Genomic DNA, 14,163 nt, shown 5'->3' with positions numbered 1-14,163 from the left:
AGATGGTTGAACTGCGTCAACTATACGCCGATCGTTGATATACGTCAACGATCTTCGAGAGGGATTCGGATCTGCGCGGGATGAGCGAATGTCGTGCGCGAAATCGCCTTGTTCTGCGGATGAGGCGGGGAGAGGATGGCGCAAACGCGCGGATGCGGGGTCGTTGAGGGGCGACCGGACGACAGGCATTCGCGTGGTTCACGAATTCCTGAGGGGGAAGCGACATGGCAACCAAGGCAACCCAGCGCAAGGTCCTGGCGGTACTGGCCGGTGGACTCGTGCTCGGCATCGGCACCGCAGTGACGCTCGCGGTCTGGAACGACTCCGAGTTCGCGAACGGCACGTTCACCGCGGGCGCATTCAATCTGCAGGGGTCCACCGACGGCACCGCGTACGCCGACCACAACTCCGCTGGCACCGCGGCGACTCTCGCCTTCACCCTGCCGGCGGGGCTCGTGGGCAACATGTCGCCGACGAGTTCGGTCTACGCCGGGTTCTGGGTGCGCCTCGCAGCCGGCACCACGAGCGGAGCGAACCTCGTCGCCGACGGCACGACGGCCGACCCCGCCGCGAGTTCGAACACCGGTCATCTGTCGTACTCGATCTACCAGCTCGCGCCGGGCGCCACGTGCAACGCGGCGAGTGCCACGGGCACGCCCATCGCGACCGGAGCGACGCTCGATGTGCAGACCGGCGTGACGCAGGTTCCGCTCACGGCCGGCGGCACATCGGCCGTGCCCGGCACGGCGGTGCAGTTGTGTTTCAAGGTGACGGCGGATGCGTCGCTCACGCCGAGCCTGGTGACCAACGCCACCTGGAAGTTCACGGCCACGTCGACGAACTGAGCATGTGATGGTCACCCGCAGAGATGTGCGGGAGAGGCGGCGGCTGCGCTCCCGTCGGCTGAGAGCCGTCCTCGCGGGCGGGCTCGTGCTCGGCATCGGCGTCGCCGCCACCCTCGCCGCCTGGAATGACTCCGAGTACGGATCCGCCAGCTTCACGGCCGGGAGATTCGACATCGTCGGAGCGGTCGACGGTTCCACGTTCTCGAGTCACGCCACCACGGGCGCGGCGGCGACCCTGAACTTCCAGCTCGCGCCCACCGCGATGGCGCCGGGGAACGCGACGTATGCGCTGTTCAGCGTGAAGACGGCGAACCCCTCGGTGGCGGGAACCCTCCAGCTGACCGCGGGAACACCCGGCGGCACGGGGCTCGCGACGTATCTCACCTACGGTGTGCGCACCATCGCGGGCACCACCTGCAACGCGACCACGTACGCGGCGGGGACGGCCGTCGTCGCGGACGGGTCGGCGCTCACCGCCGGGGGGTCGGGGACGCAGGCGGTGACGGCGAACGGTGCGGCTCAGGTCAACTACTGCTTCGCGGTCACCCTCCCGACGACGGCCCCGAACGCCGCGCAGGGACTCACGATGACGCAGACCTGGCAGTTCCTCGGAACGTCGTCGTAGGCGCGGATGGCAGGGAGGAGGACGAGATGACGACCCCCATGACGCGAAGGAGCCTGCGCGAGAAAGAGACGTCCCTCGCCGCGGTCGAACCCCACGCGACCGCGGCGAGGGTACATACCGGCATGCGGCCGGGGCGTGTGATCGGCGACGCGCTGCTCTGGATGGCCGCGGTCGCCGGGGCGATCTGCATCCTGCTCGTCGTGCTCGCTTTCACGGCGCAGATCACGCTCATCATGTTCCGCACAGGGTCGATGTCCCCGACGATCCCCGCGGGCTCCGTCGCGGTGGTGCAGCGCGTCCCGGCGACGGAGATCGACGTCGGCGACGTCGTGACCGTCGACCGCGAAGGGGAGCTGCCGGTGACCCACCGCGTCACCACGATCGTCCGGGGTGCGAGCGCGGATGAACGGGTGATCACGATGCGTGGCGACGCGAACGCCGCAGACGATCCCTTCCCCTACCCGGTGACATCGGTGCGGAAGGTGCTGTTCTCCGTTCCCGGTATCGCGCTCGTCGTCGCGGGCATGGGGAACCCGATCGTGCTGGGAGCTCTGACAGTTGCGGCGACGTCGCTGGTCGTCTGGGCGTTCTGGCCGCGCGGGCAGCATCGGTCCGGGCGCGATCCCGACGGGAACGGGCCATGAGGCGCGCGCTCGCCGTCGTCCTGCTCGCCGTCCTCGCGGTCACGATGCCGGTGGTCACGATGCCGACGGCCGCGTGGGGCGCGCCGACGACGCAGATCATCCAGGGGTCGGTCCTGCGCCTCGTCTCGATCGCGGACTGGACGGCAGCCGGCAGCCTGCTGCCGGGACAGCCGGTGGAATGGGACATCGCGGTGAGTGCAGATGCCCCGGATCCGGGGGTCGTGCGGATCGCGGTCAGCGCGACGGGTGATGCACAGCTGCTCCTCGACGTCGCCCTGTGCCTGCAGGAATGGACCGACGCCGGGTGTCCCCATGGCGCCGCCACGCTTCGTACGGCGTGGAGCATCCCGCGCGACGGGGTCGAGATCCCGCTCGCACAGGTCGCCGACACCGAGACGGCGCATCTTCGCCTCGCGATCTCCCTGGATCCCTCCGGGGGTGCGGGTGCGGGCAGTACCGATGTGCGCGTGCACGCGCAGGGGGCGGGCGAGACGGTGATCGTGGGGTCGGACGGCGGCCTCGCGACGACGGGGCTGCCACCGGGCATGCCGTGGGCGATCATGGCCGGCTCGGCGCTGGTGGCGTCGGGCATCGCACTCGCGGGTCGGCGTCGACGCGCGACGTCAGAGACGCGGAGTCGACGATGAGGCGGCCGACGCGCGCACGCATCCTGGCAGGAGCCCTCGGCCTCGTCGTGCTCGTCGGCGTCGCCTCGACGCCCGCTGTGCAGGTCACCGACGCCGCATTCACCGACAGCGAGTATGCGACGCGCACGTTCACCGCGGCGACCCTGGCCGCCCCCGTGGTCACATCGTGCACGGTGACGAGCTTCCTCGGCACGTTCACCGGCTTCACGATCACGTGGACATCGCCCTACCTGACCGTGCAGCAGCGGCTGTCGATCAACAACGTCGTCGTCGACAACAGCAACGTCACGCAGAGCGGATCCGGCCCCTACACCTACTCGTCCACGATCAGCTCCGGATTGCTGAACACGCTGCTGGGGAGTCTTCTCGGATCGTCCAACGCGGTGAAGGTCGAGACGATCTACGCGGGAACGTCGTGGGTCTCACCGGCCGCGACACGCACGCTCTCGGTCGGTGGTCTGCTCGGTCTCGGTGGCAACAACACCTGCACGTGAGGCCGGGCTCGGCCTCGGCGGGGTCGGATCAGTCGGCGAGGGCCAGCGCGCGGAACGCGTCGCGTTCACGGAGCTGTTCGCGCCGGCTCGCGGCGGCATCCATCACCCGGCTCGGAACCTGCTGGCCGGTGGTGCGTCGGTAGAGCTCATCGATGAGATCCGTGGCGAGGCCGACGAGTTTCGCGATCTCGCGGTCGTCGCGGTCGATCCACACGCAGCGCGGCTCATCGTGGATCGGGGCGAAGTCGACGTGCTCTTCCCAGACGAACAGGGTCCGCTCGGCGCCGAGCACGTGCTGCTGCCACCACACCTGACGGAGGTAGGTGCGCGGGATGCCCCGGAACGCCTTGTTCGTGGTCTTGATCTCGGCGAGCTTCACGCGTCCGTCGGCGTCGACCGCGATGCCGTCGGGGGTGGCCAGGTGCCGGTGCTCGACCTCGGCGCGGAACAGTGCGGAGGAGGGAAGGATGCCATGGGTGGCCGCGACCCATGCCGCGATCTCGGGCTCGCGTCGTCGACCATGATCGGTGTAGGCGTTGCCGCCGAAGCGGGGTCCGCCGCCGAGCTTGGAGTCGGCCGCGCGGGCGATCGACTTCTCCGAGGTGAGACCTGCCACGTCGGTGGCCGTGATGCCCCGCGAGCGCGCACGCAACCATGCCACGCGGTCGCGGGAGTCCGCGACGATGCGTGCAGAGAGTTCCGGGGTCACCCTTCGACCCTAACCCCGCGCGCCGACCCTCCCTCCCGTACACGCCGCCCTCCCGCCCCCTGCCCCCCGCCCCGCCCGCCCTCGCCCCGCCCGCTCCCGCCCCGCCCCCCTCCCCGTCCCTGCCGCTCCCTGCCTCGTTTCGCCGTCGAGTGCACGGCATCTCGTCGAGCGCACGGGACCTGTACGTGAGTACGCCGTCCATTCGGCGACATCCCGTGCACGCGACGAGCGTGCCAGTGCTCCTGCACATTCGCAGAACGGACGAGGAAACGGAGGGACGGCGGGGGAGGGTGGGGAAAGAGGGAAAGTGAGGGGTGGCGAGAGGCAACCATGGGGCATGCCGCACGTATCACCCGCTCTTACTCAGCTCGTTCGCTCGCGCGCAGACCTCCTCCAACACGGATGGACGGATCGGAGGATCACCGCTGCGGTGCGGGAAGGAGAGCTTTTCGCCTTCCGCCGTGGATGGTTCATGTCTTCGACTGCTCGGGAGAATCTGTGGCCGGAGCAGAGGCACCACGCCCATGTCATCGCGGTGGCGCGCGACGCACGGGGGCCAGCCGTGATGTCGCACGCGTCCGCCGCCGTGCTCTGGGGTTTGCCGCTCTACGCGATGCGGCCCGCCCGCGTGCACATGACGACGGCGACGCCGAGGCGCATCTCGAGTGCACCGGATGTGTTCCGTCATGTCGCTCCTCTGCCGGCCGCCGACGTCACAGTGCGCGGCGGGATCCGATGCACGTCGTTGTCGCGAACGGTCTTCGATCTCATCCGCTCGCTGCCGGTGGCCGCGGCCGTCGCAGCGGCTGATGCGGCGGAGCGGCAGATTGCCGAGCGGCAATGGGAGTGGGACCTGGATGCTGTCGTCGCGTGGCGTCGTGGACTCGGCGAGAGGCTGAGCGAGGCCGGAGGTGCCCGGGGGATCCGTCAGGCACGGTGGGTGGCGGAGTTCGCCGATGGGCGGGCGCAGCTTCCCGGCGAGAGCGTGAGCCGACTGCAACTGCGCAGACTCGGCTTCGCCGACCCCGAGCTGCAGGTTCCGGTCGACGGACCGGACGGCACGCAGTACTTCGTCGACTTCGGGCTTACCGATGTCCGCAGCTTCGGCGAGTTCGATGGAAAGACCAAATACCTCGATGAAGCGCTGCGCTCGGAGCGCACGCTCGAGCAGGTGCTGTTGGCAGAGAAGCAGCGAGAGGACTGGATCCGGGGTCGAACCCGTTGGGGCTTCGCGCGGTGGGGGTCTGAGCACATCGCAACCCCCGCCGCCTTGGCTGCACGCCTCTCTTCCTTCCACATCACCCCACCCTGAGTCGCCCCGCTGCCAGGTTGTCGCGTCGAGTGCACGGGATCTCGCCGAGCGCACGGCAACTTCGTGCTGGGAACCCGTGCACTCGTTGAGATCCGGTGCGCTCGGCGGAGGGCGGAGAGGCGGAGGGCGGAGGACGGACGGTGGCGGAGGGGTGGGGATTTGGGGGAGCGGGGCGGGTGGGGTACAGTTATGTCGAACCGAAGACCGCTGGTCATCGTCGTGTGCGCAAGCATGCAGCGATCGAAGCTCTGCATAGCAGGGGCCCGCGCAGGCCACGAACTCTCAAAGCTCCGTGCGCTTGCGCCGGAGCTTTTTCTCTTGCAGGTGGTCCAGGTCGGCGCCTCACCACCGTGCGGCGCCTCGTACACACCAAGGAGTGACCATGGCGCAGAAGGATGCATCGGTCGCCGAGCTCACGAAGTCATTCGAGAACTCGACTGCCGTTCTGCTGACCGAGTACCGCGGTCTGACGGTTGCCCAGCTCAAGGAGCTGCGCAACAGCATCCGTCAGGACGCTGAGTACGCCGTGGTGAAGAACACGCTGACCAAGATCGCCGCCAACAAGGCTGGCATCTCCGCGCTGGACGACGACCTCAAGGGTCCGTCGGCTGTCGCGTTCGTGCACGGTGACTTCGTCGCCACCGCCAAGGCTCTGCGTGACTTCGCCAAGGCCAACCCGCTTCTCGTGATCAAGTCCGGCATCTTCGAGGGCAACGCCCTCACCGCGGACGAGGTCAACAAGTACGCCGCGCTCGAGAGCCGTGAGGTTCTGCTGGCGAAGGCTGCGGGCATGATGAAGGCGACGATGGGCAAGGCTGCCGCCACCATCGATGCTCTTCGCGAAAAGCTGGAGACCGCAGAGGCCGCGTAAGCGACCTGCGATCTCGTCTACAAACCCCATCTATCTAGGAGATACATCATGGCGAAGCTTTCCACCGAGGAACTGCTCGAGCAGTTCGCCGGCCTGACCCTCATCGAGCTCAACGAGTTCGTGAAGGCGTTCGAGGAGAAGTTCGAGGTCACCGCTGCTGCTCCCGTCGCCGTCGCCGGTGCCGCGGGTGGCGCAGGCGCTGCTGAGGCTGAGGAAGAGAAGGACTCCTTCGACGTCATCCTCGAGGCTGCTGGCGACAAGAAGATCCAGGTCATCAAGACCGTCCGCGAGCTCACCTCGCTGGGTCTCGGCGAGGCCAAGGCTGTCGTCGACGGTGCCCCGAAGGCCGTCCTTGAGGGCGCCAACAAGGAGACCGCCGAGAAGGCCAAGGCTGCTCTCGAAGAGGCAGGCGCCACGGTTACCCTCAAGTAATCGCGACGCTCACGCGTTTCTCGTCGAAGGCCCCGGGTTCGCCCCGGGGCCTTCGTGCGTTCCGGGTGGTTTCCGCCGTTGCCGACGCTTCCCGGGGCTGTCCTCCCGGTGCACCCAGGAGCCCGGGCCGCGGCCCGGCCTGCATCCCGGCATGCTGCGAAGTCAGCGCGGAGGAGCCGTCGAGCTGCGCACGACGAGGGCCGACGCCGCATAGATGCGCTCCAGCGGTGCGTCGGGGTGCTCCATCCGCTGCGTCAGGAGGCGCACCGCCTCATGTCCCTGGTCGCGCGGTGACTGTCCGATCGTGGTCAACGCGAACATGTCGGCGTGTTCGTGATCGTCGATGCCGACGACGCTGAGCTCGGTCGGCACGGCGATGCCGAGTCGCCGCGCGGCGATGATCGCCCCGATCGCGGCTTCATCGCACACTCCCACGATCGCCGTCGGCCTCCGCCGTCGGTCTCCCAGCAGTCCCGCTGCCGCGGTGTACCCGCCGGGCATCGTCGGAGCCCCGCCGGCGACGCGCGCATGAGCCGCGATTCCGGCCGCCTGCAATGCGCCGCGATAACCCTCCAGCCGCTGCGCGTCACCGTAGCTCAGCGTGGCCGCGTCCGTCGATCCGCCGACGAAGGCGATGTCGGTGTGCCCGAGCTCGATGAGGTGCTCGGTCGCGATGCGCGCGGCGGCCGTGTCGTCGATCGACACCGCGCTGGAACCCTCGCTGTACGGTCCGACGCTCACGAGCGGCCGCCCGGTCTGCTGCAGGCGCTCGAGCTCCCGGGCGCTCGGCTGGATGCCGACCGCGATGATCCCGTCGAACCGCCGGCCGGGGAGCACGCTCTCGAACAGCCGCTCCCTGGTCTGCGACCCTTCCGGCACGCCGTAGAGCGACAGGTCGTAGTCGAGGGCGAAGAGCGATTCCTGCACGCCGGCGAGCAGCTCGGCGAAGAACCAGCGGTCCACAGGCGGCATCACGACGCCCACGGTCTGCGTGCGCCCGGTGGCCAGGCTCGTCGCGGAGGAGTGGGCGACATAGGAGAGATCGCGAGCGGCGTCCTCGACGCGCTGCCGGGTGGTCTCCGACACGTACCCACGGCCGCTCAGGGCGCGACTGGCGGTGGCCTTCGATACGCCGGCACGCGACGCGACGTCCGCGATCGTGCTCATCGGTCCTCCTCGACCTGATCACGCAGCTGCGTGGCCCCGACGCGGGGGTGCGCGCCGCGTCAAATCGTAGTCGCCGGCATACGAAAAAGGAACCGGTTCCAGAGCGGAAGCGAGGGAGCGCTCCCACGTCGGGGGCGCGAGCACGTCGAATGGTTGCGAGCTTGTGACCCTAGCGTGTTGTGCGGGGGTGCGCATGGCCAGTAGGTTGGCCTGGAATCGGTTCCCTAACGATGCCCCGGGGTGGCGTCGCACCAGTCGGGAACCTGTACTCGAAGAGGAGAATTCACATGGCTCTGTCACAGCGTTCCCGGCGTTACGCGCCGCTCGCCCTGCTGGGGGTCGCGGGCATCGCGCTCGCCGGATGCGGGGCTCCCGGAGGGGCACCGGGCACCGACGGCGGCGATGGGGGCGATGCCACCGTCACCATCTACGGAACGATCGTCGATGACGAGGCGAAGCTCCTCCAGGAGTCCTGGAAGGACTGGGCCGACGAGAACGGCATCACGATCAAGTACGAGGGCAGCCAGGACTTCGAGACCCAGCTCGGCACGCGCGCCCAGGGCGGCAACCCGCCGGACATCGCGATCTTCCCGCAGCCGGGACTGTTCAAGGACTTCGCAGACCGCGACTACCTGAAGCCCGCACCCGAAGAGGTCGAGAAGAACGCCAACGAGTACTGGACCGAAGACTGGGTGAACTACGGCACCGTCGACGGCACCTTCTACGGCGCCCCGCTGATGGCGAACGTCAAGGGCTGGATCTGGTACTCGCCGGCGAAGTTCAAGGAGTGGGGCGTCGAGGTTCCCAAGACGCTCGACGAGATGACCGCCCTCACCGAGAAGATCCAGGCGACCACCGGAACCCCCGCATGGTGCGCCGGCTTCGAATCGGGCACCGCGACCGGCTGGCCGGGAACGGACTGGATCGAGGACTACGTGCTGCGTCAGTCCGGACCGGACGTCTACGACCAGTGGGTCACGAACGAGGTCAAGTTCACCGACCCGCAGATCAAGCAGGCGTTCGACTCGGTCGGCGGCATCCTGCTCAACCCGGCCAACGTCAACGCCGGCTTCGGTGACGTGCGCTCCATCAACTCCACCGCGTTCGGAGATGTCGCTCCGAAGCTCGCGGGCGGCGAGTGCGCGCTGACCCACCAGGCCTCGTTCCTGTCGGGCTTCTTCCCCGACGGCACGAAGGTCGCAGAGGACGGCGACGTCTGGGCATTCATGCTGCCGGGCGAGACCGAGGGCGACACGGCTGTGACGGGTGCCGGTGAGATCGTCGGCGGGTTCAGCGACTCCGAGGCGACGCAGAAGGTGCTCGCGTACCTGTCCAGCCCCGAGTGGGCGAACAGTCGCGTCAGCCTCGGCGGCGTGACCTCCGCGAACAACGGCCTCGACCCCGCGAACGCGAAGGACCCGATCCTCCAGGAGACCATCAAGATCCTGCAGGACCCGGACACCACCTTCCGATTCGACGCGTCCGACCTGATGCCCGGTGCCGTCGGCGCCGGAACGTTCTGGAAGGGCATGGTCGCGTGGGTCAACGGCACCTCGACCGATGAGGTGCTCACGCAGATCGAGACCGGCTGGCCGAGCAGCTGATCCAGGGGAGGGGCCGCCCCGCACCGGGGCGGCCCCTCTGACCCCACGGCGCGCACTCCGACGTGTGCGTCGATGATCCGGTCCGCGTGATGAAGGGGAATCCGTGAACGCGACTAATTTCTTCAAATGGATCGGCTCGCTCCCGCCGGTCCTGCAGGCCGTCGCCGTGGTCATCGCCTTCGCGGTGGTCGTGGCGATCATCCTGCTCCTGGTGGACATCGCTCCCCGTAGGGGGAAGGTCTACACGTTCGTCCGATTGGCGATGTGCCTGCTCATCCCTCTCGCGGTGATGTTCTTCTTCAACTCCTATTACTGGGCGATGGGAGTCGCCGTCGCCGTCGGCGCCTTGTTCTTCTGGCTCGACTACCGTTCCCGCGATGGCGCGGGATATCTGATCCAGCTCGTGGCCTTCATGGCTCCGGCTCTGCTGTTGCTGATCGTCGGCCTCGTCCTGCCGTCGATCCAGACGATGTTCTCGTCGTTCATGAACTCCTCGGGGAAGGAGTTCGTCGGCCTGTCGAACTACCTCTGGATCTTCACGCAATCCGACGGCATCACCGCCGTCATCAACACGATCATCTGGGTGCTCCTGGTTCCGACGGTCTCCACGATCGTCGGCCTCGCGTACGCCGTGTTCATCGATCGCACCCGGGGCGAGAAGATCTACAAGGTGCTGGTCTTCATGCCGATGGCCATCTCCTTCGTCGGGGCGAGCATCATCTGGCGATTCATCTACGAGTACCGTGGCCCGCAGTATGAGCAGATCGGTCTGCTCAACCAGCTCCTCGTGTGGTTCGGTGGCACGCCGCAGCAGTGGCTGCTCAATGAGCCGTGGAACAACCTGTTCCTGATCGTCGTGCTGATCTGGGTGCAGACCGGTTTCGCGATGGTGGTGCTGTCCGCATCGATCAAGGGCGTGCCGGCGGAGCTGCTGGAAGCGGCCGAGCTGGACGGCGCGAACGCGTGGCAGCGGTTCATCTCGGTGACGGTCCCTGCGATCCGCCCGGCGCTCATCGTGGTGCTCACGACCATCTCGATCGCCTCGCTGAAGGTGTTCGACATCGTGCGCACGATGACCGCCGGCAACTACGGCACGTCGACCCTCGCGAACGAGATGTACACGCAGTTCTCGAAGTTCGAGGCGGGACGCAGTGCCGCGCTCTCCGTCATCCTGTTCATCCTGGTGTTGCCGATCGTGATCTACAACGCGCGCCAGATCAAGAAGCAGCGGGAGATCCGATGACCGACACCGTGAAGTCAGACGCCGCCGTCAGCACGCGCGCGATCACCACCGGCGGCGGGTTCGACGGCGCCGCCGGTCGCACCCGCAAGCGCCTGTCCCGTCCGTGGGCGTCGGTGGCGTCCATCGTCATCGCGTTCCTGTGGACGATTCCGACGCTCGGGCTGTTCATCTCGTCGTTCCGGCCGAGGGACCAGATCCAGACGACCGGCTGGTGGACCTTCTTCGCCGACCCGCAGGTGACGCTCGAGAACTACGTCGACGTGCTCCAGTCCGGCACGACGCAGCTCACGATCCTGGAGTCGTTCGTCAACTCGATCGCGATCACGATCCCCGCCACCATCGTGCCGCTGATGATCGCGTCCATGGCGGCCTATGCGTTCGCGTGGATCGACTTCAAGGGGCGCAACGCGCTGTTCATCTTCGTGTTCGCGCTGCAGATCGTGCCGATCCAGATGGCGCTGGTGCCACTGCTGAGCTCGTTCTCCCGAGGGATCAACCTCTTCGGGCTGCAGGTCACGACCCCGCTCGGTGCCTCCTCGGGCTACGCCCAGGTGTGGATCGCTCACTCGATGTTCGCTCTCCCCCTGGCGATCTACCTGCTGCACAACTTCATGTCGGAGATCCCCGGAGAGATCATCGAGGCCGCGCGCGTCGACGGTGCGTCCCGTGGGCAGATCTTCTTCCGCGTGGTGCTGCCTCTCACGATGCCGGCGATCGCTTCTGTCGCGATCTTCCAGTTCTTGTGGGTGTGGAACGATCTGCTCGTGGCGCTGGTGTTCGCCGACGGCGCCGCGGCGCCCATCACGAAGCTGTTGGCCGAGATCACGGGCACGAGAGGAAACGACTGGTACCTGCTCACGGCGGGCGCCTTCGTGTCGATCATCGTGCCGCTGATCGTCTTCTTCGCACTGCAGCGCTACTTCGTCCGCGGCCTGCTGGCGGGATCGACGAAGGGCTAGCGGTACGGATCCGCTTCATCGACGACGCCGCGCCGACCTGAGGAGGTCGACGCGGCGTCGTCGATGTCAGCGGGAGTGGCCGTACTTCCAGCTCACGGCATCGCGGGGCGAGTCCACGAGGACCGCATCGACGCCGACGCGGGCGAGGTCTCGATACCGTTCGGCGTCCGCGACTCCGATCGCCATGAGATTCACACGGTCGGTGGGATCGATGCACCGCACGGCCTCGCGATCCCAGGGGGTGACTTCCACCTCGCTCTTCGTGGTACCCGAGGTGAAGGTCTCACTGACGGTGATCTTGCGGCGATCCTCGAAGGCCATCCAGGTTCCGGCCGCGGGCGGCGGCTCGCACTCGTGTGCGAGGGCGATGTCGAGGAGTCGCTTGCGGGTGACATCGCGGTCCTCTGCGACCTGGACGTCGCCGGCGTCACGGGCTCGACCGCTCGCGGCCGCATCCGTGGAGTAGATGACGGTGTTCTCCGTACGCTCCGCATCGCGGAGAACGGCGACGACCGCGTCGGCCAGAGGAACGGGATCCGCCTGCTTGAGATCGAGGAACAGCAGGCGGTCGGCGGGGATGTCCGCCAGAGCCTGTCGGAGTGTCGGGAGAAGGGCCGGGGCGTCGCGATACGGCGTCTCTTCCGATCCACGAGGGCGGAAGTTCCATCCGGCGTTGAGCGCGGTCAGTTCTGCGACGGTCTTCTCCGCCACGGTCCCCGTCCCGTTCGTCTTCTCGTCGAGGCCGATGGGCCGGTACAGCACGGGCACGCCGTCGCGAGAGAGCTGGACGGTGATCCAGAGCGCGTCAGCGCCGTCCTCCAGTGAACCTCGGATGCCCTCCCTGGTGTTCTCCGGGTAGTCGGCGGTCCCCGCCCGATGAGCCACGATCAGCGGCGCCTCTTGCCCGTAGCCGGTTTCGGAGTCGGTCCCGGTTTCGGTGCCGGTTTCGGTGCCTGTCCCGGCTCCGACTTTCGGGGGCCGATCTGCCGCGATCATCGGCGCGACGCCGAGCACGAGACCGAGGGTCGTGATACCCGCCACGCGCGTCCAGAATGGATGCTGCTTCGAGAACATGGTGATCTGCTCCTTCGTGAGCCCGCCGCTGGAATCTGTCCCGCCATCAGGCAAAAGTAACATTTTACGTTTTGGGTCCTCGGTTCGATCGGCACCGAAACACATCCCCGTCCGCGGCACCGCCGCGTCTACCCTGAAGGCATGAAGTACGCAGACTCGATCGTCGACCTCGTCGGCGACACGCCCCTCGTGAAGCTGCAGCACGTCACCGAGGGCGTCGCGTGCACGGTGCTCGTGAAGCTCGAGTACCTGAACCCCGGCGGTTCCTCGAAGGATCGAATCGCCGCGCGGATCATCGACGCCGCGGAGGCATCCGGCGATCTGAAACCCGGCGGCACGATCGTCGAGCCCACCAGTGGCAACACCGGGGTCGGCCTGGCGCTCGTCGCCCAGCAACGGGGCTACAAGTGCGTGTTCGTGCTGCCGGACAAGGTCGGCGAAGACAAGATCGACGTGCTGCGGGCCTACGGTGCCGAGGTCGTGGTGACCCCCACTTCGGTCGCCCCCGACAGCCCGGAGTCGTACTACAGCGTGAGCGACCGGTTGACCCGCGAGATCCCCGGAGCCTTCAAGCCGAACCAGTACGAGAACCCGAACGGTCCGCGCAGCCACTACGAGACCACGGGTCCCGAGATCTGGCGCGACACCGACGGCGAGGTCACGCATTTCGTGGCCGGCGTGGGCACGGGCGGAACGATCACGGGGACGGGGCGGTATCTGCGCGAGGTCTCGGAAGGGCGGGTGCGGATCGTCGGGGTCGACCCCGAGGGCAGCGTGTACAGCGGCGGCACCGGCCGTCCGTACCTCGTCGAGGGCGTGGGCGAGGACATCTGGCCCGGTGCGTACGATCCCACGGTGCCGCACGAGATCGTCGCTGTCGGCGATGCCGAGGCGTTCGCGATGACCCGGCGCCTCGCCCGCGAGGAGGGCATCCTCGTCGGGGGATCGAGTGGCATGGCCGTCGTCGGTGCGCTGCGCGTCGCGCGTGACCTGCCGGCGGACGCCGTGATGGTCGTGCTGCTGCCCGACGGCGGACGCGGCTACCTGGGCAAGATCTTCAACGACGGATGGATGCGCTCCTACGGGTTCAGCGAGCTGGAGGACGGGGAGACCGTCGCCGACGTGCTCGCGGCTCGTCCGTCGCGGCAGGGCGCCGGCATCCCCGACCTGGTGCACGCCCACCCGACCGACACCGTGCTCGAGGCCATCGGCATGATGACCGAGTACGACGTCTCGCAGCTGGTCGTGCTCAGCGCCGAACCGCCGGTCATGATGGGCGAGGTGGTCGGCACGGTCGACGAGAAGGGGCTGCTCGACCTGCTGTTCCGCGGTGAGGCGAACGCGACCGATGCCGTGGGCGCGCACGTGGGGGAGAGGCTCCCGCTCGTCGGCATCCACACCTCCGTCGCACAGGCCAAGGCCGCGCTCGCCGATGCCGACGCGCTGCTGGTGACCGAAGACGGCAAGCCGCACACCGTGCTCACCCGTCAGGACCTGCTGGCGTATCTGTCGCGCTGAGAGACACCGAGAGCTCGGC

At 67.8% G+C, this 14,163-nt stretch carries 15 protein-coding genes; 12 read left to right on the top strand and 3 right to left on the bottom strand.

Features of this window, described 5'->3' with window-relative positions; translation table 11 throughout:
• Positions 1–224: 224 nt before the first annotated feature.
• Genes MicroSTF_RS07585 through MicroSTF_RS07565 form a run of 5 tightly spaced genes read left to right on the top strand, consistent with a single transcriptional unit; the run spans position 225 to position 3,255 of the window.
• Positions 225–845 (top strand): SipW-dependent-type signal peptide-containing protein, encoded by a 621-nt coding sequence (locus MicroSTF_RS07585; protein ID WP_029258901.1) that lies wholly within the window; start codon positions 225–227, stop codon positions 843–845.
• Between the two features lie 7 nt (positions 846–852).
• A complete protein-coding gene (locus tag MicroSTF_RS07580) occupies positions 853–1,470 on the top strand; it encodes a SipW-dependent-type signal peptide-containing protein (protein ID WP_297555882.1) in 618 nt (205 codons plus the stop codon).
• A gap of 26 nt (positions 1,471–1,496) precedes the next feature.
• Positions 1,497–2,114 (top strand): signal peptidase I, encoded by a 618-nt coding sequence (locus MicroSTF_RS07575; protein WP_322954595.1) that lies wholly within the window; start codon positions 1,497–1,499, stop codon positions 2,112–2,114.
• Positions 2,111–2,761, top strand: a complete 651-nt coding sequence (locus MicroSTF_RS07570; RefSeq protein ID WP_322954594.1) for a hypothetical protein — start codon at positions 2,111–2,113, stop codon at positions 2,759–2,761. Before MicroSTF_RS07575 ends, MicroSTF_RS07570 begins: the two co-directional genes overlap by 4 nt.
• Positions 2,758–3,255: a hypothetical protein gene (locus MicroSTF_RS07565; protein ID WP_029267316.1), complete on the top strand. Its 498-nt coding sequence runs from the start codon at positions 2,758–2,760 to the stop codon at positions 3,253–3,255. Before MicroSTF_RS07570 ends, MicroSTF_RS07565 begins: the two co-directional genes overlap by 4 nt.
• A 28-nt stretch (positions 3,256–3,283) precedes the next feature.
• Here the strand turns inward: MicroSTF_RS07565 and MicroSTF_RS07560 are convergent, their stop codons facing one another.
• On the bottom strand, positions 3,284–3,964 hold the full coding sequence (locus MicroSTF_RS07560; RefSeq protein ID WP_029267314.1) for a YqaJ viral recombinase family protein: 681 nt from the start codon (positions 3,962–3,964) through the stop codon (positions 3,284–3,286).
• 472 nt (positions 3,965–4,436) lie between these two features.
• Here MicroSTF_RS07560 and MicroSTF_RS07555 point away from each other — a divergent pair, with 472 nt between their 5' ends.
• From MicroSTF_RS07555 to rplL, 3 genes are all read left to right on the top strand, one after another.
• Positions 4,437–5,276 carry a hypothetical protein gene (locus MicroSTF_RS07555; protein ID WP_322954590.1) on the top strand — a complete coding sequence of 280 codons (840 nt, stop codon included), beginning with the start codon at positions 4,437–4,439 and terminating at the stop codon, positions 5,274–5,276.
• 382 nt (positions 5,277–5,658) lie between these two features.
• The gene (gene rplJ, locus MicroSTF_RS07550) at positions 5,659–6,147 is read left to right on the top strand and encodes a 50S ribosomal protein L10 (RefSeq protein ID WP_017829129.1); all 489 of its coding nucleotides are present in this window, start codon (positions 5,659–5,661) and stop codon (positions 6,145–6,147) included.
• A 48-nt stretch (positions 6,148–6,195) separates the two neighbouring features.
• Positions 6,196–6,579 (top strand): 50S ribosomal protein L7/L12, encoded by a 384-nt coding sequence (gene rplL, locus MicroSTF_RS07545; RefSeq protein WP_017829128.1) that lies wholly within the window; start codon positions 6,196–6,198, stop codon positions 6,577–6,579.
• Between the two features lie 162 nt (positions 6,580–6,741).
• Here the strand turns inward: rplL and MicroSTF_RS07540 are convergent, their stop codons facing one another.
• Positions 6,742–7,746, bottom strand: a complete 1,005-nt coding sequence (locus MicroSTF_RS07540; RefSeq protein WP_021199173.1) for a LacI family DNA-binding transcriptional regulator — start codon at positions 7,744–7,746, stop codon at positions 6,742–6,744.
• Positions 7,747–8,033: 287 nt separating this feature from the next.
• On the opposite strand from MicroSTF_RS07540, the gene MicroSTF_RS07535 reads away from it, so the two are divergent.
• From MicroSTF_RS07535 to MicroSTF_RS07525, 3 genes are all read left to right on the top strand, one after another.
• Positions 8,034–9,350, top strand: a complete 1,317-nt coding sequence (locus MicroSTF_RS07535; protein ID WP_021199172.1) for an ABC transporter substrate-binding protein — start codon at positions 8,034–8,036, stop codon at positions 9,348–9,350.
• Positions 9,351–9,453: 103 nt separating this feature from the next.
• The gene (locus MicroSTF_RS07530) at positions 9,454–10,593 is read left to right on the top strand and encodes a carbohydrate ABC transporter permease (protein WP_029258742.1); all 1,140 of its coding nucleotides are present in this window, start codon (positions 9,454–9,456) and stop codon (positions 10,591–10,593) included.
• Positions 10,590–11,552 carry a carbohydrate ABC transporter permease gene (locus MicroSTF_RS07525; RefSeq protein ID WP_021199170.1) on the top strand — a complete coding sequence of 321 codons (963 nt, stop codon included), beginning with the start codon at positions 10,590–10,592 and terminating at the stop codon, positions 11,550–11,552. Before MicroSTF_RS07530 ends, MicroSTF_RS07525 begins: the two co-directional genes overlap by 4 nt.
• Before the next feature lie 66 nt (positions 11,553–11,618).
• Here the strand turns inward: MicroSTF_RS07525 and MicroSTF_RS07520 are convergent, their stop codons facing one another.
• Positions 11,619–12,626, bottom strand: coding sequence for a glycerophosphodiester phosphodiesterase family protein (locus MicroSTF_RS07520; RefSeq protein WP_322954570.1), 1,008 nt, complete (start codon positions 12,624–12,626; stop codon positions 11,619–11,621).
• A 141-nt stretch (positions 12,627–12,767) separates the two neighbouring features.
• Between MicroSTF_RS07520 and MicroSTF_RS07515 the strand changes: the two genes are divergently transcribed.
• On the top strand, positions 12,768–14,144 hold the full coding sequence (locus MicroSTF_RS07515) for a cystathionine beta-synthase (RefSeq protein ID WP_029267310.1): 1,377 nt from the start codon (positions 12,768–12,770) through the stop codon (positions 14,142–14,144).
• The last annotated feature ends 19 nt before the right edge of the window (positions 14,145–14,163 follow it).

Origin of the sequence: Microbacterium sp. STF-2 (assembly GCF_034650155.1) — a bacterium.
GTDB classification, from domain to species: Bacteria; Actinomycetota; Actinomycetes; order Actinomycetales; family Microbacteriaceae; genus Microbacterium; species Microbacterium maritypicum_A.
Note: the sequence above shows the minus strand (reverse complement) of the source record. Positions and strands in the feature narration are given on the sequence as shown.